The following is a 24,115-nucleotide window of genomic DNA, read 5'->3' as shown; positions in this document are numbered from 1 at the left end:
AGGCCGCCGCCTTTTTCGTTGCTGTTGTTGGATATCAGTTCGGAGCGATGGAGCCGACCTCGACGGTGTCGACCCGCTTCAGGCTCATGCCGATCACCGGCACCAGCTGCTTGTTGACGCGCACGGCGACCGTCACCGTCATTGAATTGTCGTCGGGGATGCGTGCCTGCATGACGCCGTTCAATTGATTGCGGTTGATGGTGAACACGACCTTCTGGGCGTCGACGACATTGCCGCCGATAATGTCGAGCCCGTTGCCGGACGATCCACCCATGAAGTTGCCCTTGTAGCCTTCGCGACCCTTGCGTTCGACGGTCGCAGACATCTTCTGGGTGAACACGCCGACCCGGCAATCGCCGTCGAGCGTCATGCCTGTCTTGCCGTCAGGCGTCGAGCCATTGAAATTGCAGGTGAACTTTGTGCCCTTGTACTTGCCGGCGACGATTTCGCCGGGGCCGACCCACTTGCCTTCGACCGACCGGAAGAACTGTTTGTCGGGTTCTGCGCCAAAGGCCTTTTCGGCAAGGCTCAAAGGTGCCGCAACCGCGACCGCGAAAGACAGGACGCAGGACAGATTTACACTTTTCATAGACGACACCCGGCAGCAAGGACGCTGTTTGCTAGACGTGTCAGACCATGAACAAGATTGGTTAATGCTTCGTCACTTGGCCGCGCCGATTACTTGCCGGAGGCCGAAGTTTCGCCGTCTTTCCTTGCCGCGAACGATGTCAGTGCCGAAAGGAAATCGCTTAGCCCTGGCCGCTTGGCGGCGATGAAGGGCAGTGGCCTGGCGGTTTCCATCGCCGCGATGCCGATTCGTGCCGTCATCATGCCGTTGACGACGCCTTCGCCGAGCTTCGCCGAAAGCCGCGCGGCAAGGCCGTGGCCGACGATCTGCTGCACGAAACTGTCGCCGACGGCGATCGAGCCGGTGACCGCCAGATGCGCAAGGACGCTGCGCGCCAGCCGGAAGAAGCCAAGCGTGCCCGGCCGGCCGCCATAGAGCTCCGACAGGCGGCGGATGAGCCGCCCGGCCTCGAACACGACATAGGCGACATCGACGAGGGCACGCGGGCTGACCGCGGTGACCAGCGACACACGCTTTGCCGCCTCGAGGATCATCGCCCTGGCGCGGGCATCGAGCGGGCCGAGGATCTCGGTCTCGGCGAGCCGCACCAGATTGCCGCCGTCGATGATCTCGCCGCGCAGCCGGGCGAGCGAGCGCCTGCCAGCCGCGGTCTCCGGCTTGGCCGCGACGAAGGCCGACAGCTCGTCGACGACCGAGCGCGCCGCCTTCGGGTTGTCGCGGGCGACGGCGTCGAGCGCCCGCCGTTGCAGCTTCTCGACCTCGGCGAGGCGGGCAATGGCCAGGAATTCGCGCACCAGGATGATGACGAGCGCGAGCACGGCGATCGCCGCCATGCCAGCGGCCAGCCAGCCCAGCCATTCGGCGCGCTCGAACAGGTCGCGGATGAGCCGGTCGGTCCACAGGCCGACCGCCAGCGAGACCAGGACGCCGACCGCGCCGAAGAACAGGCGGGCGAGCAACGAACGCTTGCGCGGCGCGGTTGCCGGCGGCGGTTCGGCCGCGACGAGGTCCGGCTCGTCGAAGACATCGATCTCGGAAGGGATGACGACGGCGGCACCGGCCTTCGCCGCGCGCGGCTTGCGCGCCGCATCGGCCTCCACCTGCCGCGCCTTCGGCACCTCCTGGTTCTCTTCCGGCTCGATGCGGAAAGCCGCGGGCTTGCGGGGCGCGCTCATGCGAGGTGATCTCCGATCAGGAACTGCAGGGCGCGGTCGAGCCTGATATGCGGCAGCGACAGCGTTACGCCTTCAGCCGTGCGTTCGAGTTTCGGCGGACGAAAACGCACGAAGCGGATCGCCGGCTCGCCACCATCCGACGGCTGCGTCTCGGAGGCGTGGAAAACCGCATCAACTTTCTCCGGCAAATCACCGGGAAATATGGCTGTTTCGGCCTTGCCGTCGAATGTATCGCCGTTGATCTTCTCGCCCTTCAGCGGGGTGCCGATGATGACGGGCAAGGTCTCGCGGCCTTGCTTGACGGTGCCTTCGCGGGTGGCGCGCACCGCCGCCATGGCGGCCACATCGACATCGGCGCCGGTGAAATTCGCCCGCGCCACCGCGCGGTCGGCGAGCCGGCGCACGATCGCCTGCAGCCTGTCATGGCTCTCGTGGTGCAGGTGATCGGCCTTGGTCGCCGCCACCAGGATGCGGTCGATGCGCCGCGAGAACAGATCGCTGAGGAAGTTGCCCCGGCCGGGCCGGAAGCAGGCAAGGATTTCGGTGACGGCACGTTCCAGGTCGGCCATGGCGGCCGGGCCGGCATTCAGCGCCTGCATGGCGTCGATCAGCACGATCTGGCGGTCGAGGCGCGTGATGTGCTCGCGGAAGAATGGCTTGACCACATGCGTCTTGTAGGCCTCGTAGCGCCGCTCCATCATCGCCTGCAGCGAGCCGGGACGCGGCCGTCGATCTGTGAGCGCCGGCAACGGCGCGAAGGTCAGCGCCGGCGAGCCGTCGAGGTCGCCAGGCATCAGGAAGCGGCCGGGCGGCAAGGTCGACAGCGCCCGCTCGTCGAGTTTGCACGCCCTGAGATAGGCCGAAAAGCTCTCGGCAAGGCGGCGCGCCGTCATCTCGTCGGCATCGGAATTGGGATCGACCGTGGCGGCGAGCGTGCGCCAGCCCTCGGAAAGGTCGGCGCGTACCGGCAATGCCGCCATCTCCATCGCCTCGCGCGAGAAATCGGCGAAGGACTTGCCGAGCAGCGGCAGGTCGAGCAGCCATTCGCCAGGGTAGTCGACGATGTCCACTGACAATTTTCCCGCTGAAAACAAACGGTTCCAGCCGGAAGCTGATTCGTATTCGATGGTCAACCGCAGTTCGGAGATGGCGCGCGTCGAGTCTGGCCAGACGCGGTCGTTCACCAGTGCCGCGACATGATCCTCGTACTGGAAGCGGGGAACGGCATCGTCGGGCTGCTCCTCGAGGAAGGCCCGCGCGATGCGTCCCGATTTCTGCGCCTCGAACAGCGGCAGGCGCCCGCCATGGATCAGGTTGTGGACCAGGGCCGAGATGAACACCGTTTTGCCGGCACGAGACAGGCCGGTCACGCCGAGCCGCAGCGACGGCGAAAAGAGCCCGGCGGCGCGCCCTGAAAGCGTGTCGAGAGCGATCTTCGCCTCGTCGGTGAAAGTGGTCAGCGATGATGCCAAAACATGCTCTCTGAGGGCCCGTCGGTTTCCGATATAGGCGCTCGGGCTGCCGTTTGTAATGGCGCCAGCAATTTGCCGCTCAGAGATCGGCCGGCGTCAAAAAAGCCTCGAGATAGCCGCCGCCTTGCGCGGCATGGGCAAGATCGCCCGGAAAACGCACGACTGCGAGGCCGGATGTCGGGAAGCCGTGGTTGAGCATGCCTCGCGCACCCTCCTCGCCATCGCCCGAAACCGCCATGGCGAGGTCCTCGGTCATCGGGTTGTGGCCGATGACCAGGAGCGAACCGGCTCCGCCATTCTCGCGGATGATGGCGAGATAGCCGGCGGCGTCCTCGCTGTAGAGCGTGTCGAAGAACAGCACCCGACCGGTATCGGTTTGACCGGCGAGGCCTTCCAGCGTCTGGCGCGCCCGTTTTGCATTGGAGCAGAGGGTAAGGTCGGGGATGTAGGCGCGGCTGCGCATCGCCGCGCCCATCGCCTCGGCATCGGCGATGCCCGACGCATCGAGCGGACGGTCGAAGTCGCGGACCCCGGGCAGCGCCCATCCGGCCTTGGCATGCCTCAACAGGTAAAGTCTGCTCACCGCTCCCCCAAAGTGCCGATTGGCGCTATGGGATTAGCCACGAGAAAGCCGTGGCGCACAATGGCCAATAGCCTTCAACCACAACGAATCATGGATGAATTCGAGTTCCGCCTGCAAGCATAAGGATATCATGGGCAGCTGTGCGTCCGACATTACATTTGCGTGAAACGATCGCCGATTGCGCTTGTGCAGGCTTCTCTGCGCGAATATATAGGCGCCAAAATTGGGGTTGTTGGGTGAGTCGAATGAACGACATCGTTACCGCCGATTACGTACCCTCCGAAGACGAGCCGTTCATGAACGAACGGCAGAAATCTTACTTTCGCATGAAGCTGGTCGCCTGGAAGAACGACATCCTGCGCGAAGCCCGCGAAACTCTTGAAATCCTACAGCAGGAAAACGCCAACCACCCCGATCTGGCAGACCGCGCCTCCTCGGAAACCGACCGTGCCATTGAGCTTCGTGCCCGTGACCGGCAACGCAAGCTCATTTCGAAGATCGATTCCGCGCTCCAGCGCATCGATGAAGGCACATATGGCTACTGCGAGGAAACGGGCGAGCCGATCGCTCTGAAGCGGCTCGACGCGCGCCCGATCGCGACGCTGTCGATCGAGGCGCAGGAGCGCCACGAGCGCCGCGAGAAGGTCTATCGCGACGACTGACGCGCGGGACGGTCATCCCTGGAATCGTTAAGATGGCCGGGCGACCGGCCATTTTTGTGCCGGCGCGGCCGTGCCGCCTCTGTGCCCAATGTTGCCGGATCTGGCTTTTGCTACCGCTTCTGGCTGGCCAGTTCGCCGAGCAGCTTCGTCATTTCGTCGTCGAGCGACGGCGGCGCCTTGGCGGCCGGTTTGCTCGCGTGCGACTCGTCGAGCGAAACCTCGAGTTCCTGCATCAGCGTATCGTCTATGGAAACTGGCTTCGCCGGCGGCGCGGCATGCCGGGCGCCATTGGTGTTCGCCGAACCATAGGCAGGCAGCGGCGTGATGTTGCTGGCCTGATAGCTCGGGGCGGCGGGCTTCGGCGCTGGTGCGGGCGCGGCTGGGCGCGGGCGGGCAGGGAGCGGCGTGGCGCTTGCCGGCTGCTGCTGGGGTGGCGCCTGCCTTGCCGGCACGGGTGCCGGCTGAGTGGTCCGCGGCCGCGGCGCCTGGGCCTGCTGCTGGCCGCTGTCTCCGGTCAATGCCGGGCGGCGCGGCGCCGCAAGCCTGATGTCGCGCTCGACGACGACGTCGGTCGGGCCGCCGATCAGGATGAGGTGTTCTATGTCGTCGCGGCGCACCAGCACCAGCCGGCGGTGACTGTCGACCGCCGTGGCGTCCATCACGGCCAGCCTGGTCTTGCGGTTGCGGCCGCCAGCGACGAATGTCCCGAATGTCAGGCTGCGCACCAGCTTGATGATGAGGAGAACGACCACCAGCAGAACGAGCGCGGCGAACGTCCACAGGATTGCAGCGACATAACCAGGACCCGCTACGCTATCCAGCCACTGCAGCATCGGTGCACCGCCCTTTTTTGAGGTGACGCGACACTAGACCGTGCGGACCAGCCGCCGCAAGTTGGCATCACGCTTCGTGAACAGTTTGAAACACGAATCCATGGCCTGGCGCCATTTTTATCTGACATTTGCCGCCGGGGCCTTTTCCGCTACAGGAGAATGTGATTCAACCGGCCGTCCGCGGGGTGTCGGGCACCGGAATCACGAGCAGGGGGCACATGGCCAAGGAAACGCGCGGCGATTTCTACCCGGTACCGATCGTCGACCAGAACACGCGTCCGGGTGCCGTGACCCGGCTCATCATCTTCATCGTTGTCCTGACCGGTGCGGCGATCGTTTTCGGGCTTTTCCGCGAGCGCCTTGGCGATCCCTTCCTGCTCGGCATGCTCGGCGTGCTGGCGATGATCGGCGTCGGCTTCCTGTTCGCCACGGCCATCGGCTTCGTTCAGGTCGCGCCGCGCTCGACCAGCGACGAACTGTCCAAGGCTTTCGTCGATTCGATGTCGCAGGGCCTGCTGGTCACCGACACCAAGGGCCGTATCATCTACGCCAACCGGGCCTATGCCGACATGACGGGCGCCTCGTCGGCGGCCGACCTGAAGACGGTCGAAGGGCTGCTGTCGGATGTTCCCGAGGCCTCGATGACCATCTACCGGCTGGCATCGGGCCTGCGTGACGGCCAGGCGGGCGACGGCGAGTTCAGGCTTGCCCAATCCATCCGCCCCGGCGCCGAGCCCGGCGCGCATTGGTATCGCACCCGCGCCCGCGCCTTCAATGTGCCGGGCCAGCGGCTGCCGCTGCTTGCCTGGCAGCTTGCCGACATCTCCCAGGAGCGGGCCGAGCAGGAGCGTTTCTTCCTCGACCTGCAAAAGGCGATCGACCATCTCGACCATGCGCCGGCCGGTTTCTTCTCCGCCGACCAGGAAGGCCGCGTCACCTATATCAACGCCACGCTCGCCGAATGGCTGGGCATCGACCTGGCAAGCTTCACGCCGGGCGCCGTCACGCTGCCCGAGATCGTCGCCGGCGACGGCATGGCGCTGGTCCGTTCGGTCAAGGCCGATCCCGGCACCACGCGCAACGCGGTCATCGATCTCGACCTGACGACGACGACCGGCGAGGCGCTGCCGGTGCGCTTCATGCACCGCGTCTCGGCGAGCCGCGAGGGCGTCGGCGGCCCGACCCGCACCATCGTGCTCAACCGCACCCAGGGCGAGGATGCATCCGCCGATCTCCGCGCCTCGGAAGTCCGCTTCACCCGCTTCTTCAACTCGACGCCGATGGCGATCGCCGGCGTCGACGCCAAGGGGCGCATCCTGCGCACCAACGCACCGTTCCTGTCGCTGTTTTCTTCCGTCGTCGACCGCGACGCGGTCGACCGCCGCGTCCGTCTCGACACCGTCATCCACGAGCGCGACCGGCCGGCTTTCGCCGAGGCCTTCGAAAAGGCGAGGCAGCGGCAGGCCGATATCGAGCCGATCGACACGCTGCTGCCCGGCAATGAGGAGCGGCATATCCGCTTCTACGTCAACGCGGTTGCCGAGGGCACCGGCGGCGAGGGCGCCGAGGAATCGGCCATCGTCTATGCCGTCGACACCACCGAGCAGAAGGCGCTCGAGGGCCAGATGGCGCAGAGCCAGAAGATGCAGGCGGTCGGCCAGCTCGCCGGCGGCATCGCCCACGATTTCAACAATGTGCTGACAGCCATCATCATGGCGTCGGACCTGCTGTTGACCAACCATCGTCCGTCGGATCCGTCCTTCCCCGACATCATGAACATCAAGCAGAACGCCAACCGCGCGGCTTCGCTTGTCAGGCAGCTTCTCGCCTTCTCGCGCAAGCAGACCCTGCGGCCGGAAGTGCTGAACCTGACCGATGTTCTGGCCGACCTCAGGATGCTGCTCGCCCGTCTGGTCGGCAACGAGATCAAGCTGAAGATCGATCATGGCCGCGACCTCTGGCCGGTCAAGGTCGATATCGGGCAGTTCGAACAGGTGGTGGTGAACCTCGCCGTCAACGCGCGCGACGCGATGCCGGCCGGCGGCGACCTCGCGGTGCGCACCCGCAACGTCACGGCCGAGGAGTGCAGGAGCTTTTCCTACCGCGAGCTCACCCCGGCCGATTATGTGGTGGTCGAGATCGAGGACACCGGCACCGGCATCGCGCAGGACGTGCTGAAGAAGATATTCGAGCCCTTCTTCACCACCAAGGAGGTCGGCAAGGGCACCGGCCTCGGCCTGTCGATGGTCTATGGCATCATCAAGCAGACGGGCGGCTTCATCTTCTGCGACTCCGAAGTCGGCAAGGGCACGGTGTTCCGCATCTTCCTGCCGCGCCACATAGCGGAAATGAGGCCAGCAAGCGAGCCGGGCGACCCGCCGGCGGCACCGGTGAAACTGGCGGAGACGGCCAAGGACCTGTCGGGCTCGGCCACCGTGCTGCTCGTCGAGGACGAAGACGCCGTTCGCATGGGCGGCATGCGGGCGCTGACTTCGCGTGGCTATACCGTGCACGAGGCGTCCTCAGGCGTCGAGGCGCTGGAAGTGTTCGAGGCGCTCGGCGGCAAGGTCGACATCGTCGTGTCCGACGTGGTGATGCCGGAGATGGATGGGCCGACACTGCTTGGCGAGCTGCGCAGGCGGCAGCCCGACATCAAGTTCGTCTTCGTCTCCGGCTACGCCGAGGACGCCTTTGCCAGGAACCTGCCGGCCGACGCGCATTTCGGCTTCCTGCCGAAGCCGTTTTCGCTGAAGCAGCTGGCAACGATCGTCAAGGACGTGCTGGAATCCTGAAGCGTCCCGGCGCCTCGTCCCGAATGTGATCGACCGCACAGACGCCGGCGACGCGCCGTTTACACGTGGCGGCGCCGGAGAGCGATCCGTCCGCTCATAACCAGTGAGATCCGGCCACTGGGCTCGCAATGGCCGCTTGCGCATCGATGCGAGCCTGCCATGATTGCGGTGACAAACGCGGCGGGGATTTGGGGTAGATGCCGTGACACCGCACAATGAGGCGAAGAAGGGCGACTATGCCGAGACGGTGCTGCTGCCGGGCGACCCGGAGCGCGCCGAATGGATGGCCGCGACCTTTCTCGAGGCGCCGCGCTGCGTCAACCGCCGCAGGGGCGCGCTGGGTTTCACCGGCCTGTTCCGGGGCAAGCCTGTCAGCATCCAGTCGACCGGCATCGGCGTCTCGTCCTTCCTAATCTACGCCCATGAGCTTCTGGACTTCCACGGCGTCAAGACGCTGATCCGCACCGGCACCTGCGGCGGGTTGAACGCCGAGGCGCCGCTGCGCAGCCTGGTGATCTCGCAATCGGTCCGCGCCGAAAGCGCCGAGAGCGGCCAGGTTTTCGGGCTCTATGCCGCCGCCGGTCCCGATCCGGCGCTGCTTGCCCTGGCCTTGCGGCAAGCCGAGGGGCTCGGCATCGAGCACCGGGCAGGGCTGACGATCTGCAGCGATATTTTCTATCACCCGAGGGGCCGCGCCCGCTATGCCGAAGCCATGGCGATGGGAGCGCTCGCCGTCGATATGGAGACCAGCGCCCTCTATCGCATCTCGGCCCATTTCGGCGCGCGTGCCCTGTCGCTGCTCAATGTGGTCGACCATATCGTCACCGGCGAGCAGACCGACTATTGCGAACGGCAAGCGCTCTTCACCGATATGACGCGGCTGGCGCTCGAAGTTGCCGCGGAAAGCTGAAGGCCGCGTCAAGTTCTTGCCAACGGCTGCTACGCGCCCCTTTCGGCGGGCGGGGCAGGCTCACCCCCTGGTGCAGGTCGAGGCGGTGAATGCGCCGTCGGGCTGCCTCATGATGATGTCGAAGGACGGGCTGTCGGGGCCCTCCAGCGTTGCCTGCGTCATGGAGACGGAGTTGCCGCCGCTGGTGTAGCCGCCGAGCGGGCCGAGCCAACTGATCTCGCCATTGGCATCCATCTGATAGTTGTAGCCCTGCGGCGCGGTGCCGAAAGTGACTGGGCCGCTGTAGACATTGCCCTTGATGGTGATGTCGCCGAGGTTGAGGAAGGCGCCAAGCAGGTAAACCTCGCAATGGTAGATTCCGTCGGGCATCTTGCCGTCGGCGAAGCCGGCGCGGGCGGCTCCGGTTTCGGCAAGCAGAAGCAAGATGCTGAAAATGCTGGAGATACGGGAAATCATGGCTTGGCTCGGTTGCAGGCGGACCTTGCCCTATTTCACCGCTCTGCCGCAACCTGCCGTATGCCGTGATCGACGCGCAAGGCTCAAAATTTGGGCATAGAACCAACTTGGACAAAATATAGGCAACATTGCGCAATTTTGCCTCATTCAGGCGTTCCAACGCTCGCTACATACTGGACGGCTAATATAGTAACCGGCTGATAAAGCTTGGATATCCCGACACTCCCGTCCGCTTTTCCCGGATTGGCATGGTGGTTGCATGGCTCTGTTGCGATGCAAAAACAACCAGCTTGGGAGTGTGCAATATGAGGGGTAATTTCTCGACAATAACAAAAATGTTTTCGGCCGGTGTTCTCGCCGCCGGCCTGCTGACGGCGCCTGCCAAAGCGGCCGACGAAACGATCAAGGTCGGCATCCTCCATTCGCTGTCGGGGACCATGGCGATCTCGGAGACGACGCTGAAGGACGTCATGCTGATGCTGATCGAGGAGCAGAACGCCAAGGGCGGCCTGCTCGGCAAGAAGCTCGAGGCCGTCGTCGTCGATCCGGCGTCCAACTGGCCGCTCTTTGCCGAAAAGGCGCGCGAGCTTATTTCCAAGGACAAGGTCGCGGCCGTGTTCGGCTGCTGGACCTCGGTGTCGCGCAAGTCGGTGCTGCCGGTCTTCTCGGAACTCGACAACATTCTGTTCTATCCCGTCCAGTATGAGGGCGAGGAGAGCGAGCGCAACGTCTTCTACACCGGCGCCGCTCCGAACCAGCAGGCGATCCCAGCCGTCGACTACCTGATGAGCGAGGACGGCGGCTCGGTGAAGCGCTGGGTGCTGGAAGGCACCGACTACGTCTATCCGCGCACCACCAACAAGATCCTCGAAGCCTATCTGAAGGCGAAGGGCGTGCCGGCCGAGGACATCATGGTCAACTACACGCCGTTCGGCTTCGCCGACTGGCAGACCGAGGTCTCGGCGATCAAGAAGTTCGGCTCGGCTGGCAAGAAGACGGCCGTCGTCTCGACCGTCAACGGCGACGCCAACGTGCCCTTCTACAAGGAACTCGGCAACCAGGGCATCAAGGCCGAGGACATCCCGGTCATGGCCTTCTCTGTCGGCGAGGAAGAGCTCGCCGGTCTCGACACCGGTCCGCTGGTCGGCCATCTCGCCGCCTGGAACTATTTCGAGAGCATCGACACGCCCGAGAACAAGAAGTTCATCGACGACTGGCACAAGTTCATCAAGAACGACAAGCGCACCACCAACGACCCGATGGAAGCCCACTATATCGGCTTCAACATGTGGGTGAAGGCGGTCGAGAAGGCCGGCACCACCGATCCGGACAAGGTCATCGACGCCATGGTCGGCGTCTCGGTGCCGAACCTGACCGGCGGCTATTCGACCATGATGCCGAACCATCACATCACCAAGCCGGTGCTGATCGGCGAGATCCAGGCCGACGGCCAGTTCGAGACCGTCTCGCAGACGCCGGGCCTGGTGATGGGCGACGAATGGTCGGACTACCTGCCTGACTCCAAGGACCTGATCTCCGATTGGCGCGCGCCTCTGTCCTGCGGCAACTTCAACGTTGCCACCGGCAAGTGCGGCGGCAAGGGAACCAACTGATCCTCCCGGGTCTGATCGGTCGTGGTTCTCTCCACGACCAGGACCGCGAAGCGTCCGGGCGAACTCCTCCTCCAGTCCGCCCGGACGCGCAATTCGAGCCCCAGACGAGTATCTGAACGGATGATCCTGTTGCGCGCCCTCGGCCTCACGCTGTTGTTTCTGATGGCAAGTTTGTTGCCGTCGAACGCCGAAGCCGATCTGCGCGCCATCATCGCCAAATTTGCCACGGGCACCAGTTTCTCGGCCACCGAGGCCGTGGTGCGCGAGCTTGCCGCCACCGGCGATCCTGCCGTCGAGCTGCCGCTTTCGGCGCTCGCCGACGGCAATCTCTATATTCGCAAGGCCGACTCCCAGGTCTTCGTCGGCAAGGACGCCGGCGACGGCATCGACCTTCTCGATCCGCTGAGCGGCGTGAAATCAGCCTCGGCCGCCAAGGCCGACCTCACCAAGATCAAGGTCAACAACGGCCTGCGTCGCGTCATCCGTGACGCGCTGGGCACGCTGACACTGCGCGCCAAGGACCCGGCCGTGCGCATCGCCGCCGCCGCCACCATGTTCAAGACGCCCGATGCGGCGAATATCGATCCGCTCGATGCCGCTATCGCTGCTGAAGCCGATGCAAGCGTCAAGACACTGTTTGAACAGGCCCGCGCCGCGTCGGTCCTCGTCTCCGACAAGCCCGAGGCCGACAAGCTCGCCGCGATCGCCCTGATTGCCGCCCGCGGCGACCGCGACGCGCTTTCGCTGCTCACCTCCGTCGAAGCGAGTTCTGAAGGCGCGGTCAAGGACGCCGCCTCGTCCGCGATCGGCGCCATCAATTCGACGCTGGCGCTTTGGGATGCCGGCCAGAACATCTGGTACGGCATTTCGTTGGGCTCCGTGCTGCTGCTCGCGGCCATCGGCCTCGCCATCACCTTCGGCGTCATGGGCGTCATCAACATGGCGCATGGCGAGATGGTGATGCTCGGCGCCTACACCACCTTCGTCGTCCAGCAGGTGATCCGCACGTCGTTCCCCGGCCTGTTCGACTGGTCGCTGGTCATCGCGCTGCCGCTCGCCTTCCTGGTCGCCGCGCTCGTCGGCCTCGCCATCGAACGCGGCGTCATCCGCTTCCTCTACGGCCGGCCGCTGGAGACGCTGCTCGCGACCTGGGGCATCTCGCTGATCCTGCAGCAGGCCGTGCGCTCGATCTTCGGGCCGACCAACCAGGAGGTCGGCAACCCCTCGTGGATGTCCGGCTCGTTCGACATCGGCCAACTGGCCATCACCTGGAACCGGTTGTGGATCCTGGTCTTCGCGCTCGCCGTGTTCGCGGTGCTGCTCTACGTCATGAAGCGCACGCCCTGGGGCCTGCGGATGCGCGCCGTCACCGCCAACCGCCGCATGGCCGCCTCGATGGGCATCAGGACGCCCTGGGTCGACGCGCTGACTTTCGCGCTCGGCTCAGGCATCGCCGGTATTGCCGGCGTTGCGCTCAGCCAGATCGACAATGTCTCGCCCAATCTCGGCCGCGGCTACATCATCGACAGCTTCATGGTCGTCGTCTTCGGCGGCGTCGGCAATCTCTGGGGCACGCTGGTCGGCGCCTTTTCGCTCGGCATCGTCAACAAGTTCCTCGAACCTTACGCCGGCGCCGTGCTCGGCAAGATCGTCGTGCTGGTGCTGATCATCCTGTTCATCCAGAAGCGTCCGCGCGGCCTGTTCGCGCTGAAGGGCCGGGCGGTGGAGGCATGATCACGCAACGCTTCTTCGGCGCCGACCGCCGCATCGCCGTCACTGTCATCATCCTGTTGATGGTGGCCATCATCGTGCCGCTGCTCAACCTCGCGGTCTCGCCGTCGAGCGCGTTCTACATACCGCCCTACATTGTGGCACTTGTCGGCAAGTATCTCTGCTATGCGCTGCTTGCCCTGGCACTCGACCTCGTCTGGGGCTATTGCGGCATCCTCTCGCTCGGCCATGGCGCCTTCTTCGCGCTCGGCGGCTATGCGATGGGCATGTATCTGATGCGCCAGATCGGCTCGCGCGGCGTCTACGGCAATCCCATCCTGCCGGATTTCATGGTGTTCCTGAACTACAAGGAACTGCCGTGGTTCTGGTACGGCTTCGACCATTTCTGGTTCGCGACGATCATGGTGCTGGCCGTGCCCGGTCTGCTTGCCTTCGTCTTCGGCTGGTTCGCCTTCCGCAGCCGCGTCACCGGCGTCTACCTGTCGATCATCACCCAGGCGATGACCTATGCGCTGCTGCTCGCCTTCTTCCGCAACGACATGGGTTTCGGCGGCAACAACGGCCTGACCGATTTCAAGGACATTCTCGGCTTCAACGTGCAGGCCGATTCGACGCGCTCGGCGCTGTTCGCAGCCAGTGCCGTCATGCTCGCGCTTGCCGTCCTCCTCACCGCGGCGATGGTGCGCTCGAAGTACGGAAAGCTCTTGATGGCGGTGCGCGATGCCGAAAGTCGCACCCGCTTCCTCGGCTGGCGGGCAGAGAACGTCAAGCTGTTCGCCTTCACCGTCTCGGCGATCATGGCCGGTATCGCCGGCGCGCTCTACGTGCCGCAGGTCGGCATCATCAATCCCGGCGAATTCGAGCCGTCCAACTCGATCGAGGTGGTGATCTGGACCGCGGTCGGCGGGCGCGGCACCATCGTCGGCCCGATCGTCGGCGCGCTGCTCGTCAATGCCGGCAAGTCATGGTTCACCGGCGTGCTGCCGGAATTCTGGCTGTTCGCGCTGGGTGGGCTGTTCGTCGCCGTCACCCTGCTGCTGCCCAAGGGCATCGTCGGCATGTGGGACAGCTGGCGCGGCAAGGCCAGGGCGATGCGCGCGGCTTCGCTCGCCGCGGAGGCCGGCGCGGATCCGGACGAGCCGCAGCCGAAGATCGTGCGCTCAGCGGCGAGGGCGCCCGGCGCCTGGTCCGCCTCCAGCCCCGAACCGCAGCCGGCGGAGTAGAGCGATGTCGAAATCGAACACCATCCTCTATCTCGACGGCGTCTCGGTCTCCTTCGACGGTTTCCGCGCCATCAACAGTTTGTCGCTGGTGCTCGACAAGGGCGAGATGCGCGCCATCATCGGCCCCAACGGCGCCGGCAAGACGACGATGATGGACATCGTCACCGGCAAGACGCGGCCCGACGAGGGTGAAGTCTTCTTCGACGGCCACGTCGATCTCACCCGGCATGACGAGGCGGAGATCGCCATGATGGGCATCGGCCGGAAATTCCAGAAGCCGACGGTCTTCGAGAGCCACACCATCGAAGAGAATTTGATGCTGGCGCTGAAGGGGCCACGCTCGATCTTCCCGGCGTTGTTTCATCGCCGTTCGGCCGCCGAGGCGCGGCGCATCGACGATATTCTCGGCATCATCCGTCTCGGCGACAAGCGCGCGGAATTGGCCGCCAACCTCAGCCACGGTCAGAAGCAATGGCTGGAGATCGGCATGCTGCTCGCGCAGGACCCGAAGCTGCTTCTTGTCGACGAGCCGGTCGCCGGCATGACCGATGCCGAGACCGAGGAGACGGCGCGCCTGCTCAAGGATATCGCCCGCGACCACTCGGTGATCGTCGTCGAGCACGACATGCATTTCGTGCGCGAGCTCGGCGTCAAGGTCACCTGCCTGCACGAAGGCGCGGTGCTGTCCGAAGGCTCGCTCGATTTCGTCTCGGCCGACGAACGTGTCGTCGAAGTCTATCTGGGGCGTTGAGCATGATCTGGCGAGTCTCGTTCCACCGTTTCGACCTTTCCTTCCTCAAGCGCTGGAGAAGGCGCTGACCATGCTCGAAGTTTCCAACGCCACGCTGCATTACGGCGCCGCCCAGGCGCTGCGCGGTGTTTCGCTGAAGGCCGGCGCCGGCAAGATCACCTGCGTGCTCGGCCGCAACGGCGTCGGCAAGACCAGTTTGATGAGATCGATCGTCGGCCATCACCGGCTGACGAGCGGAAGCGTTGCCTTCGAGGGGAAGGCGCTCGACCGGAGCGCGGCGTATGACCGCGCCCGGTCGGGCATCGCATTCGTGCCGCAGGGCAGGGAGGTCTTCCCGCTGCTGACGGTGCGCGAAAATCTGGAGACCGGCTTCGCGCCGCTGAAGCGCGCCGACCGCATCATCCCGGCTCACGTATTCGAGCTGTTCCCGGTGCTGAAGCAGATGCTCGGCCGTCGCGGCGGCGATCTCTCCGGCGGCCAGCAGCAGCAGCTCGCCATCGGCCGGGCACTGGTGATGCGGCCGAAGCTGCTCGTGCTCGACGAGCCGACCGAAGGCATCCAGCCCTCGATCATTAAGGACATCGGCCGCGCCATCCGTTACCTGCGCGACCAGGCCGGCATCGCCGTGCTGCTCGTCGAGCAATATCTCGACTTCTGCCGCGAGCTAGCCGACGAGGTCAACATCATGGACCGTGGTCAGATCGTCCACGCCGGCCCCGCCGAAGACCTCGATCGGGCGGATGTTCGGAAGTTCCTGACAGTCTAGAATCGGCCGCGCACTTCGGTCGGTTGCCAGATCCAAAGCAAGTGCAATATTTCTCCAGCAGCGGCGCCCGTAACTCTGGCGCATCAAAAGCCGCGTGCTAGTCTTTTCTTGGCCTTGGTGAGTCGGCCGCTTTCCGTACCAGTCGCGAATGAGGGGGAAGGCGCGGGCCCAGCCGGCAAGTTCCACGCAAGCAAGCAAGCCTAGCTTCCCCGCAGTGATTGTCGGTCAATGCGTCCAAAGAATCTTGCCAGGGGAAGGGCGATGGAGCGTTTTGTCGAGGACTACCAGAAGCGACGCCTCACCGAGCGCGTCGACATCATCACCGCCATCAACATCCTGAGATCGCAGGGCTACGATCCGGACGAACTGATCGGTGAAATGACCAAGGTTTTCTACGTCGACCTCGATGCCTACAACGAGGTGATGGCGCACTGAAGCGAACGCAGATCGGGCACTAGCTCGCGCGCCGCAGCGTCGCGGCAAGCACGCGGTTGCGGCCGCTGCGCTTGGCGGCATAGAGCGCCTTGTCGGCGGCGCTGAGCACCTTGTCGAAGCTCATGCCGTCCTGGCTGCCGAAGGCGTAGCCGGCGCTGACGGTGCAGGACAGCGGGCGCGTCTCGGTTTCGATGCGGCGCGCCGCGAAAGATGCGCGGATCCGTTCGGCGGCGAACTCCACCTTTTCCGGCAAGGTGCGCTTGAGGACCAGCGCGAATTCCTCGCCGCCCAGGCGCGCGGCGGCATCGTTCGGCTGAAGATTGGCCGCAAGCTCCTCGGCGAATAGTTTCAGCACCGCGTCGCCCGTGGCATGGCCGAACTCGTCGTTGACTGCCTTGAAGCCGTCGAGGTCGAACACCACCACCGCCATGAAGGCGCCGACCGGCGCATCGCCATGCAGGTCGAACAACGCGCGCCGGTTGAGCAGGCCGGTCAGCGGATCGGTCAGCGCATTGCGCCGGTGAAGCTGCGCCAGCCGCCCCTGGTTCAGCGCCAGCGACAGCCCGCCGATGCCGGTCATCGAGGCGATGACGATGATGAGGCTGAGATCCTCGGCCCAGTTGCTCGGCGCATGGCCGAGCACCAGCTTGCCGCCCCACGCCAGCACGGCGGAGCACAGCACGAACGACGCTGCGGTAAGCGAGTAGAGCAGGGCAACGCCCTGCAGCGGGGCGGGCGCCTCCTCGCGCCCCCTCCAGTATTCATGCGCCGTGGCGAACAGCAGCAGGCCGGCAAGAAGATTCTCCAGCATGAAACCCAGCCCGTCATAGCCGAACGCCATGGGCGGCAGCGCCAAGGCGAGCGAAATGCCGGCACCGAGCAGGACGCGAGGCAATGGCGACCGCCCGGTCCTGAACTGATGGGCGGCACCCAGCATCACCGAAAAGCCAAGCAGCAGAAGCGCCAGCGTTAGAACGCCGAGGGCGGGTCCGGGGGCTTCGATATAGGCGTCGTAGACGAAGACCTCGCCGACGATCAGCAGCACGCTGACGGCCCAGGTCAGAAGGAACTTGTCGGAGCGGGCGGTCAGCCATGTGCCGAACAACGTCATGCTGAGACAGGCGGCGGAGAAGCCGACCGCCAGCAGCAGTGAGTTGTAGTCGAGCAGCATGCTCTGGTCCTTGCCGGCGGCCGAGCCAGGTGACTGCAACCTGACGTAGGCTTATTAGTGCCGCAAGGAAGTATCGATAACGTTACGATATCCGCGAAGATGCCGAGATTTTGCCGGATCAGGCCATTACGCGCTTCATCAGCGCCATGGCGCCGAAGGGAGCGCGCACTTTGCCTTCGGTGATGAAGTAGGCGAACACGTCTCGCGGCTTGACTGGCGCGTCGGTCGAGGGATCGGCGCGCGCCAGGTCGGCCGGCTGCTTGCCTTCCGCCCAGGTCTTTACCCGTGCCGCCCACTCATCAAGCCCTTTCGGCGTGTAGCAGTCGGTATTGTCGTCGCTGCCGCTCTGCAGGCGGGCATAGATGAAATCGCCGGTGACGTCGGCTATCCCGGGATATTTGGCATGGTCGGCATAGACGATGGCCGCCTTGTATTTGCGGGCAAGTGCGGCGAATTCCGGCACGATGAAACTGTCGTGGCGGACTTCGACGGCGTGGCGCAGCGCCACGCCATCCTGCTTTTCGGGCAACAGCTTGAGAAAGGCCTCGAAATCGTCCGCATCGAATTTTTTTGTCGGCGCGAACTGCCACAGGATCGGCCCGAGCTTGTCGCCGAGCGCCGCAACCCCGGAGCCGAGGAAACGCATCATCGAGTCGCCAGCTTCGCCCAGCACGCGCCGGTTGGTGACAAAGCGGTTGCCCTTCAGCGAATAGACGAAACCGTCCGGCGCCTCGCTCGCCCATTTGACGAAGGTCGGCTCCTTGAAGCTGGAATAGTAGGTGCCGTTGACCTCGATGGTCGGCACCTGCCGGCTGGCGTATTGAAGTTGCTTCGCCTTGGACAGCTTGTCCGGATAGAAGGATGTGTCCCAGGGCTCGAACGTCCAGCCGCCCATGCCCGAGCGGATTGTTCCTTGGCTGGCCATCGTCGTCCTCCCAGTTTCAAAAATGCGATCAGGCGGCTTTGTCGACCGGCTTGGCCATGTCGACCACCGTCCATCCTGGCCGGTATGGATTTGGCCGGCGACCCGTTTCCCGGAAGCCATAGGCCGAATAGAGCGCGATGTTCCGCTCCATCCGCGAATTGGTGTAGAGCCGCACCTCCGGCAGGCGCCACAGCCGCGTCTGCTCGTAGGCGAAGTCGAGCAGCGCGATGCCCAGCTTCTTGCCTTGAAACGCGGGCGCCACGGCCACGCTGAAGATCATCACATGATCGGTATGGCGTTCGAGCACGACCAACCCGGCAAGCTCAGAGCCATTCTCCACAAGCCAGACCTCGCCGCGCTCGATGCGTGGGGCATAGTCCTCGGTGACCGGGATCGGCGGCGCGCCGAGCAGCGTGGTATAGGGCGCATAGGCGGCGGTCGTCAGCGCTGCGACAGCGGCGAGATCTGTGGAAAGCGCCATTCTGAATGCCATTCAAACGCTCTCCAGGCGCCAACCGATTTGCGCTCTCATTCCGCCGCTTCGCGCTTGCCCCCAGGCCGCCGCTCCAGCAGCTCCTTGAGGAACTGCCCGGTATAGCTGCGCTTCTCGCGCACGATCGCTTCCGGTGTGCCCGAGGCGACCAGCTCGCCGCCGCCGTCGCCGCCTTCGGGACCGAGATCGAGCACCCAGTCGGCGGTCTTGATGACTTCGAGATTGTGCTCGATGACCACCACCGTGTTGCCCTGGTCGACCAGCTCGTGCAGCACTTCGAGCAGCTTGGCGACGTCGTGGAAATGCAGGCCGGTGGTCGGCTCGTCGAGGATATAAAGCGTTTTGCCGGTCGCCTTGCGCGACAGTTCCTTGGCGAGTTTTATCCGCTGCGCCTCGCCGCCGGACAGTGTCGTCGCCTGCTGGCCGATATGGATGTAGCCGAGGCCGACCTGTTTCAGCGTCTCCAGCTTGTCGCGCACGCCGGGCACGGCGGCGAAGAAGTCGACGCCTTCCTCGACCGTCATGTCGAGCACGTCGGCGATCGACTTGCCCTTGAACAGCACATCGAGCGTTTCGCGGTTGTAGCGCTTGCCGTGGCAGACATCGCAGGTGACGTAGACGTCGGGCAGGAAGTGCATCTCGATCTTGATGACGCCGTCGCCCTGGCAGGCCTCGCAGCGGCCGCCCTTGACGTTGAACGAGAAGCGGCCCGGCTGATAGCCGCGCGCCTTGGCTTCCGGCAGGCCCGCGAACCAGTCGCGGATCGGCGTGAAGGCGCCGGTATAGGTGGCAGGGTTGCTGCGCGGGGTCCGCCCAATGGGCGACTGGTCGATGTCGATGACCTTGTCGAGGAATTCCAGCCCCTCGATGCGGTCATGCTCGGCCGGATGCTCGCGCGAGCCCATGATGCGGCGCGACGCCGCCTTGAACAGCGTCTCGATCAGGAAGGTCGACTTGCCGCCGCCCGACACGCCGGTGACGGCGGTGAAGGTGCCGAGCGGGATCTCCGCCGTCACGTTCTTCAGATTGTTGCCGCGCGCGCCGACGACCTTGATGCGCCGGTTCTTCTTCGCTTCGCGGCGCACCGCCGGCGTTGCCACCTCGAGCTCGCCCGACAGATATTTGCCGGTGATCGAGGCCGGCGTCGCCATGATCTGCTGCGGCGTGCCTTGCGCGATGATCTCGCCGCCATGGATGCCTGCGGCCGGGCCGATGTCGACGACATAGTCGGCATGCAGGATGGCGTCCTCGTCATGCTCGACGACGATCACCGTGTTGCCGATGTCGCGCAGGTGGCTCAGCGTGTCGAGCAGGCGCGCATTGTCGCGCTGGTGCAGACCGATCGACGGCTCGTCCAGCACATAGAGCACGCCGGTCAGGCCGGAGCCGATCTGCGAGGCGAGCCGGATGCGCTGGCTCTCGCCGCCCGACAGCGTGCCGGAATTGCGCGACAGCGTCAGATAGTCGAGCCCGACATCGTTGAGGAAGCGCAGCCGCTCGCGGATCTCCTTGAGCACGCGAACAGCGATCTCGTTCTGCTTGTCGTTGAGCTGCGCCGGCAGGTCGGTGAACCACTGGTCGGCCTTGCGGATCGACTGCTCGGTCACCTCGCCGATGTGCTTGCCCGCGATCTTCACCGCCATCGCTTCGGGCTTCAGCCGGTAGCCGTTGCAGGCCGGGCAAGGGGTGGCCGACATGAAGCGCTCGATCTCCTCGCGCATCCATGCAGACTCGGTCTCTTTCCAGCGCCGGTCGAGATTGGGGATGACGCCCTCGAAGGTCTTGGTCGTCTTGTAGGAGCGCAGGCCGTCATCATACTGGAAGGTGATCTCGCGCTCGCCCGTGCCGTGCAGGATGGCTTCCCGCGCCTCGGCGGAAAGATCCTTGAACTTGTCGCCGAGCTTGAAGCCATAGGCCTTGCCCAGCGCTTCAAGCGTCTGCGCGTAGTAGGGCGAGGTCGACTTCGCCCACGGGCTGACGGCGCCGTCCCGCAGCGAAAGATTCTCGTCGGGGACGATCAGATTGGCGTCGATGGCGCGCTGGCTGCCGAGACCGTCGCAGGTCGGGCAGGCGCCGAACGGATTGTTGAAGGAGAACAGCCTGGGCTCGATCTCCGGAATGGTGAAGCCGGACACCGGACAGGCGAACTTTTCCGAGAACAGGATGCGCTCATGCGTCTCGTTCTTCGACTTGTTGACGGAATCCTCGCCGGTCAGGCTGGCGTCGAGCGGCCGGTCGGCGAATTCGGCCACGGCGAGACCCTCGGCGAGCTTCAGCGCGGTTTCCATGGAATCCGCGAGCCGGGTGGCAAGATCGCCGCGCACGACGATGCGGTCGACGACGACGTCGATGTCGTGCTTGTACTTCTTGTCCAGCGCCGGCACGTCGGCGATTTCGTAGAAGACCCCGTCGACCTTGACGCGCTGAAAACCCTTCTTCTGCAGCTCCAGCAGTTCCTTGCGGTACTCGCCCTTGCGGCCGCGTACGATCGGCGCCAGCAGGAACAGGCGCGTGCCTTCCTCGAGCGCCAGCACCCGGTCGACCATTTGCGAAACCGTCTGGCTCTCGATCGGCAGGCCGGTGGCCGGCGAATAGGGGATGCCGACGCGCGCGAACAGTAGGCGCATGTAGTCGTAGATCTCGGTGACGGTGCCGACCGTCGAGCGCGGATTCTTCGAGGTTGTCTTCTGCTCAATGGAGATGGCAGGAGACAGCCCGTCGATCTGGTCGACATCCGGCTTCTGCATCATCTCGAGGAATTGCCGGGCATAGGCCGACAGGCTCTCGACATAGCGGCGCTGGCCTTCGGCATAGATCGTGTCGAAGGCGAGCGACGACTTGCCGGAGCCCGACAGGCCGGTCATGACGATCAGGCTGTCGCGCGGCAGGTCGAGATCGACGTTCTTGAGATTGTGTTCGCGCGCCCCGCGAATGGAAAGGTATTTATGGTCGGCCATCGCCGGTCGCCGCCTCAGGTCTGGAATTTGCTGGAGTGGCGGGGTTTCCCGGCCATCCCCTATGTAGGTATTTTCGCCGCCACGTCGAGACGCACCACATAAACTCGACCAGAGCGTTTAACCGTCTTTCGCGCGAGCGGGCAAGCGGAAAGAACAAAGGCCGAACATGCTCCTGACAAAGCGGTGTGGAAATCCCGCCTCGACCTGACCTGGACGTAACCTCCCGGAGATCACATTTTCCCTTAATCGGCTTTTCAACGGTTGACGTCTCCGACTCACGGGCGCAGTGTCCGGTGGTCAACGGAGCCGGCCGTCTTTCGATGGCCTCGCCACCCAAAGGTGGCCTGCGAGACGCCGCAGGTTTTGCGATTTGCGCTCTGAACGACAATGTCGCAACGGACCCAGGAGCGGAGCATGACGCCACCGGACAGTCCCTTGAGGCTCCACACGATGATGGAGCCGCGGCGGGCATAAGTGCCAGGGCAGGCGTGAGCGTCAGCCCGACAAACCGTGACCTGTCGAATCCTCACAATCAGAGACAATAGTCGGATCGTCGGCTGAATGCCGCGATGCATCCGAAATCAAACGCCGGCAGTACACTCCCGGCAAGTTTGGATTTTAAATCCAGAAAAAGCCCCGTCCGTTTTGCGGAAGCAACGGCGGGGCTGTTCGTTTGGGCAAGCAGCCAGCGCTTCGCCCAATTCCGTCGGAAAGCACAAATCCATCGGAAATCAGCAATTGTCTGCGTGGGAAGCGCGGAGGCTCAGACGGCAACCCGCTAGTGGCTCGGCGGCCTGATCCCGCCCGTCGCCATGTCGATGGTTATGCTGCCTGAAATCCTGACATCGGTGTCGCCGATCTTGAACTGGCCGTTGCCGCCGGCGGGCAGCGCATCGTCGGGCTCGGGCTGCGGGGCGGGCTTGGCGATGCGATAGTCGCTGCTCACGCCGGGCAGCGTGCCTTTCTGTGTCGAACTGTCATCGGCGAAGGCGGCGCCCGCGAGCATGCATCCGGCAGCAAGAATCACGGCGGCCGTAGCGGCGGCAAGAAGGTGCCTGGACGAACGTTTGTCGGTCATTGCCGCACTATAGGATCGGCGAGCAGGCTGTGCCAGACCGCTCGCGATCAAATTGCCGAGCGTTAGCCAAGCCGGCCTCATGCCGCCTTCTTGCGGGTGTCGTAGACATGATCGACGAGGCCCCAGTTCTTCGCCTCCTCGGCGGTCATGAAGTAGTCGCGGTCGAGCGTGCGTTCGACCTCCTCGTAGGTGCGGCCGCAATGATGCGCATAGAGCTCGGTCATGCGCCGCTTGGTGCGCATGATGCCTTCGGCGTGACGCTGGATATCGGAAGCCTGGCCCTGGAAGCCGCCCAGCGGCTGGTGCAGGACGATGCTGGAGTTGGGCAGCGCGATGCGCCGGCCAGGCGTACCGGCCATCAGCAGGAAGGAGGCCATCGAGGCGGCAAAGCCCATGCAGACGGTCGACACCGGGCAGGAGATGTATTGCATCGTGTCGTAGATGGCGAAACCGCTGGTCACCACGCCGCCCGGCGAGTTGATGTAGAGCGAGATCTCCTTGTCGGGATGGTCGGATTCGAGCGACAGAAGCTGCGCGCAGACCAATGCCGAGACACCGTCATTGATCTCTCCGTTGATGAAGATGATGCGCTCGCGCAGCAGCCGCGAGAAGATGTCGAAGGCGCGTTCGCCGCGGCTCGATTGCTCGATCACCATCGGCACCAGATTGGCAAGCCCGCTCATTTCGGTCTCTCCCTTGCTCAGGCCGCGCGCCGCAACAGCGGTGCATTCGCCGCGATCGCCCGTTTCGCGCTACCCGCGCCAAAGGCGAGCCGACAACCGGCGCCGGCCATGGCGACGGCCGGCATGCGCGCAAAGCTGTCATGGACGATGCGCAGATGGGTGCCGCCGGAAACCGTGCGGGCGAGCGTGAACGTGACGATGCTGTCCAACGGATTGTCGAGCCGTTCGTCCCGGCCGCCGTCACGCCGCTCGCGCCAGGAATAGCGCAGCAGCCTGCCGGGCTCGGCTTCGAGGATTTCGCACTCGATCGGCGCCTCCGACCGGTCAAAGGCGAAACGGCTGCCCACTTCGGGCGTGATGTCGTTCGGCATCATCATCCACGCCGCCAGCAATTCCGGTTCGGTCAGCGCGCGCCAGACCTTCTCCGGCGGATCGGCAAGCTCGCATTCGAAGTTGAGCGACGCTTCGGCAGGAGGACGTTCGATTGCCGTCATTGGTCCATTCCCTTCAGAACTGTCTTCAGTCTCTCGAGGCGTTCCGGCCAGAACGCGCGGTAGCGCTCGATCCAGCCGAGCAGCGGCTCGAGCCCTTCAGGCGCGGCGCGATAGTAGGCATTGCGGCCGGCGCGCCGCTCGACCACCAGGCCTGCGCCGCGCAGCACCGCCAGATGCTGCGAGACCGCCGGCTGCGACACCGTCATGCCGGTGCGCAGCTCCGACACGGTCATCTCGCCGGCGACGAGCCGCTCATAGACGGCGCGGCGTGTCGGGTCGGCCAGCGCGCGGAAAATCTCTGCCTCGATCATGGCAGAAGCATA

General features: G+C 64.6%; 23 protein-coding genes. 9 read left to right on the top strand and 14 right to left on the bottom strand.

The features are described from left to right. Window positions 1-34: 34 nt before the first annotated feature. The 4 genes from JG743_RS18650 to JG743_RS18635 form a co-directional block, all read right to left on the bottom strand. Window positions 35-589, bottom strand: a complete 555-nt coding sequence (locus JG743_RS18650; RefSeq protein ID WP_202292258.1) for a hypothetical protein — start codon at window positions 587-589, stop codon at window positions 35-37. 89 nt (window positions 590-678) lie between these two features. Further along, on the bottom strand, window positions 679-1,764 hold the full coding sequence (locus tag JG743_RS18645; RefSeq protein WP_202292257.1) for a YcjF family protein: 1,086 nt from the start codon (window positions 1,762-1,764) through the stop codon (window positions 679-681). Beyond that, complete coding sequence (locus JG743_RS18640; RefSeq protein ID WP_202292256.1) at window positions 1,761-3,236, bottom strand: YcjX family protein; 1,476 nt, start codon at window positions 3,234-3,236, stop codon at window positions 1,761-1,763. Before JG743_RS18640 ends, JG743_RS18645 begins: the two co-directional genes overlap by 4 nt. Window positions 3,237-3,315: 79 nt before the next feature. Next, window positions 3,316-3,819, bottom strand: a complete 504-nt coding sequence (locus tag JG743_RS18635) for a SixA phosphatase family protein (RefSeq protein ID WP_202292255.1) — start codon at window positions 3,817-3,819, stop codon at window positions 3,316-3,318. 245 nt (window positions 3,820-4,064) lie between these two features. Between JG743_RS18635 and dksA the strand changes: the two genes are divergently transcribed. After that, the gene (dksA, locus tag JG743_RS18630) at window positions 4,065-4,481 is read left to right on the top strand and encodes an RNA polymerase-binding protein DksA (protein ID WP_126054771.1); all 417 of its coding nucleotides are present in this window, start codon (window positions 4,065-4,067) and stop codon (window positions 4,479-4,481) included. 110 nt (window positions 4,482-4,591) lie between these two features. On the opposite strand, the gene JG743_RS18625 is transcribed toward dksA, so the two are convergent. Then, on the bottom strand, window positions 4,592-5,314 hold the full coding sequence (locus JG743_RS18625; protein ID WP_202292254.1) for a flagellar biosynthetic protein FliO: 723 nt from the start codon (window positions 5,312-5,314) through the stop codon (window positions 4,592-4,594). 218 nt (window positions 5,315-5,532) lie between these two features. Between JG743_RS18625 and cckA the strand changes: the two genes are divergently transcribed. Further along, the gene (cckA, locus tag JG743_RS18620) at window positions 5,533-8,106 is read left to right on the top strand and encodes a cell cycle histidine kinase CckA (RefSeq protein WP_202292253.1); all 2,574 of its coding nucleotides are present in this window, start codon (window positions 5,533-5,535) and stop codon (window positions 8,104-8,106) included. 202 nt (window positions 8,107-8,308) lie between these two features. Further along, window positions 8,309-9,016, top strand: coding sequence for a purine-nucleoside phosphorylase (locus JG743_RS18615; RefSeq protein ID WP_202292252.1), 708 nt, complete (start codon window positions 8,309-8,311; stop codon window positions 9,014-9,016). A gap of 60 nt (window positions 9,017-9,076) precedes the next feature. On the opposite strand, the gene JG743_RS18610 is transcribed toward JG743_RS18615, so the two are convergent. Next, entirely contained in the window at window positions 9,077-9,472 is a 396-nt protein-coding gene (locus JG743_RS18610; RefSeq protein ID WP_202292251.1) for a hypothetical protein, read from the bottom strand. Between the two features lie 305 nt (window positions 9,473-9,777). Between JG743_RS18610 and urtA the strand changes: the two genes are divergently transcribed. The 6 genes from urtA (at window position 9,778) to JG743_RS18580 (ending at window position 15,991) form a co-directional block, all read left to right on the top strand. After that, entirely contained in the window at window positions 9,778-11,085 is a 1,308-nt protein-coding gene (urtA, locus tag JG743_RS18605; RefSeq protein ID WP_202292250.1) for an urea ABC transporter substrate-binding protein, read from the top strand. Between the two features lie 120 nt (window positions 11,086-11,205). After that, window positions 11,206-12,819, top strand: coding sequence for an urea ABC transporter permease subunit UrtB (gene urtB / locus JG743_RS18600; protein WP_202292249.1), 1,614 nt, complete (start codon window positions 11,206-11,208; stop codon window positions 12,817-12,819). Further along, complete coding sequence (gene urtC / locus JG743_RS18595; protein WP_202292248.1) at window positions 12,816-14,039, top strand: urea ABC transporter permease subunit UrtC; 1,224 nt, start codon at window positions 12,816-12,818, stop codon at window positions 14,037-14,039. Before urtB ends, urtC begins: the two co-directional genes overlap by 4 nt. A gap of 4 nt (window positions 14,040-14,043) precedes the next feature. Next, window positions 14,044-14,790: an urea ABC transporter ATP-binding protein UrtD gene (gene urtD, locus JG743_RS18590; protein ID WP_202292247.1), complete on the top strand. Its 747-nt coding sequence runs from the start codon at window positions 14,044-14,046 to the stop codon at window positions 14,788-14,790. 70 nt (window positions 14,791-14,860) lie between these two features. Continuing rightward, complete coding sequence (urtE, locus tag JG743_RS18585) at window positions 14,861-15,556, top strand: urea ABC transporter ATP-binding subunit UrtE (RefSeq protein WP_202292246.1); 696 nt, start codon at window positions 14,861-14,863, stop codon at window positions 15,554-15,556. Between the two features lie 261 nt (window positions 15,557-15,817). Beyond that, on the top strand, window positions 15,818-15,991 hold the full coding sequence (locus JG743_RS18580; protein WP_202292245.1) for a hypothetical protein: 174 nt from the start codon (window positions 15,818-15,820) through the stop codon (window positions 15,989-15,991). Window positions 15,992-16,010: 19 nt separating this feature from the next. On the opposite strand, the gene JG743_RS18575 is transcribed toward JG743_RS18580, so the two are convergent. From JG743_RS18575 to JG743_RS18540, 8 genes are all read right to left on the bottom strand, one after another. Beyond that, window positions 16,011-17,162 (bottom strand): GGDEF domain-containing protein, encoded by a 1,152-nt coding sequence (locus JG743_RS18575; RefSeq protein ID WP_202292244.1) that lies wholly within the window; start codon window positions 17,160-17,162, stop codon window positions 16,011-16,013. Window positions 17,163-17,280: 118 nt separating this feature from the next. Then, window positions 17,281-18,087 carry a DUF72 domain-containing protein gene (locus tag JG743_RS18570; protein ID WP_202292243.1) on the bottom strand — a complete coding sequence of 269 codons (807 nt, stop codon included), beginning with the start codon at window positions 18,085-18,087 and terminating at the stop codon, window positions 17,281-17,283. 28 nt (window positions 18,088-18,115) lie between these two features. After that, complete coding sequence (locus tag JG743_RS18565) at window positions 18,116-18,580, bottom strand: GNAT family N-acetyltransferase (protein WP_202292242.1); 465 nt, start codon at window positions 18,578-18,580, stop codon at window positions 18,116-18,118. A 35-nt stretch (window positions 18,581-18,615) separates the two neighbouring features. Continuing rightward, window positions 18,616-21,537: an excinuclease ABC subunit UvrA gene (uvrA, locus tag JG743_RS18560; RefSeq protein ID WP_202292241.1), complete on the bottom strand. Its 2,922-nt coding sequence runs from the start codon at window positions 21,535-21,537 to the stop codon at window positions 18,616-18,618. Between the two features lie 778 nt (window positions 21,538-22,315). Beyond that, entirely contained in the window at window positions 22,316-22,615 is a 300-nt protein-coding gene (locus JG743_RS18555) for a hypothetical protein (protein ID WP_202292240.1), read from the bottom strand. Window positions 22,616-22,692: 77 nt separating this feature from the next. Further along, window positions 22,693-23,298, bottom strand: a complete 606-nt coding sequence (locus JG743_RS18550) for an ATP-dependent Clp protease proteolytic subunit (protein ID WP_202292239.1) — start codon at window positions 23,296-23,298, stop codon at window positions 22,693-22,695. A 17-nt stretch (window positions 23,299-23,315) separates the two neighbouring features. Then, the gene (locus JG743_RS18545; RefSeq protein WP_202292238.1) at window positions 23,316-23,792 is read right to left on the bottom strand and encodes an SRPBCC family protein; all 477 of its coding nucleotides are present in this window, start codon (window positions 23,790-23,792) and stop codon (window positions 23,316-23,318) included. Next, a complete protein-coding gene (locus JG743_RS18540; protein ID WP_202292237.1) occupies window positions 23,789-24,103 on the bottom strand; it encodes an ArsR/SmtB family transcription factor in 315 nt (104 codons plus the stop codon). Before JG743_RS18540 ends, JG743_RS18545 begins: the two co-directional genes overlap by 4 nt. Between the last annotated feature and the right edge of the window lie 12 nt (window positions 24,104-24,115).

The organism is Mesorhizobium sp. 131-2-1, assembly GCF_016756535.1.
GTDB lineage: Bacteria > Pseudomonadota > Alphaproteobacteria > Rhizobiales > Rhizobiaceae > Mesorhizobium.
This window is presented reverse-complemented; position numbering and strand designations above follow the sequence as displayed.

Bases quoted from the DNA above. Each gene is read 5' to 3' on its own strand.
- JG743_RS18650 (WP_202292258.1), bottom strand. From the start codon at position 589: ATGAAAAGTGTAAATCTGTCCTGCGTCCTGTCTTTCGCGGTCGCGGTT.
- JG743_RS18645 (WP_202292257.1), bottom strand. From the start codon at position 1,764: ATGAGCGCGCCCCGCAAGCCCGCGGCTTTCCGCATCGAGCCGGAAGAG.
- dksA (WP_126054771.1), top strand. From the start codon at position 4,065: ATGAACGACATCGTTACCGCCGATTACGTACCCTCCGAAGACGAGCCG.
- JG743_RS18625 (WP_202292254.1), bottom strand. From the start codon at position 5,314: ATGCTGCAGTGGCTGGATAGCGTAGCGGGTCCTGGTTATGTCGCTGCA.
- cckA (WP_202292253.1), top strand. From the start codon at position 5,533: ATGGCCAAGGAAACGCGCGGCGATTTCTACCCGGTACCGATCGTCGAC.
- JG743_RS18610 (WP_202292251.1), bottom strand. From the start codon at position 9,472: ATGATTTCCCGTATCTCCAGCATTTTCAGCATCTTGCTTCTGCTTGCC.
- urtA (WP_202292250.1), top strand. From the start codon at position 9,778: ATGAGGGGTAATTTCTCGACAATAACAAAAATGTTTTCGGCCGGTGTT.
- urtB (WP_202292249.1), top strand. From the start codon at position 11,206: ATGATCCTGTTGCGCGCCCTCGGCCTCACGCTGTTGTTTCTGATGGCA.
- urtC (WP_202292248.1), top strand. From the start codon at position 12,816: ATGATCACGCAACGCTTCTTCGGCGCCGACCGCCGCATCGCCGTCACT.
- urtD (WP_202292247.1), top strand. From the start codon at position 14,044: ATGTCGAAATCGAACACCATCCTCTATCTCGACGGCGTCTCGGTCTCC.
- urtE (WP_202292246.1), top strand. From the start codon at position 14,861: ATGCTCGAAGTTTCCAACGCCACGCTGCATTACGGCGCCGCCCAGGCG.
- JG743_RS18580 (WP_202292245.1), top strand. From the start codon at position 15,818: ATGGAGCGTTTTGTCGAGGACTACCAGAAGCGACGCCTCACCGAGCGC.
- JG743_RS18575 (WP_202292244.1), bottom strand. From the start codon at position 17,162: ATGCTGCTCGACTACAACTCACTGCTGCTGGCGGTCGGCTTCTCCGCC.
- JG743_RS18570 (WP_202292243.1), bottom strand. From the start codon at position 18,087: ATGGCCAGCCAAGGAACAATCCGCTCGGGCATGGGCGGCTGGACGTTC.
- JG743_RS18565 (WP_202292242.1), bottom strand. From the start codon at position 18,580: ATGGCATTCAGAATGGCGCTTTCCACAGATCTCGCCGCTGTCGCAGCG.
- uvrA (WP_202292241.1), bottom strand. From the start codon at position 21,537: ATGGCCGACCATAAATACCTTTCCATTCGCGGGGCGCGCGAACACAAT.
- JG743_RS18555 (WP_202292240.1), bottom strand. From the start codon at position 22,615: ATGACCGACAAACGTTCGTCCAGGCACCTTCTTGCCGCCGCTACGGCC.
- JG743_RS18550 (WP_202292239.1), bottom strand. From the start codon at position 23,298: ATGAGCGGGCTTGCCAATCTGGTGCCGATGGTGATCGAGCAATCGAGC.
- JG743_RS18545 (WP_202292238.1), bottom strand. From the start codon at position 23,792: ATGACGGCAATCGAACGTCCTCCTGCCGAAGCGTCGCTCAACTTCGAA.
- JG743_RS18540 (WP_202292237.1), bottom strand. From the start codon at position 24,103: ATGATCGAGGCAGAGATTTTCCGCGCGCTGGCCGACCCGACACGCCGC.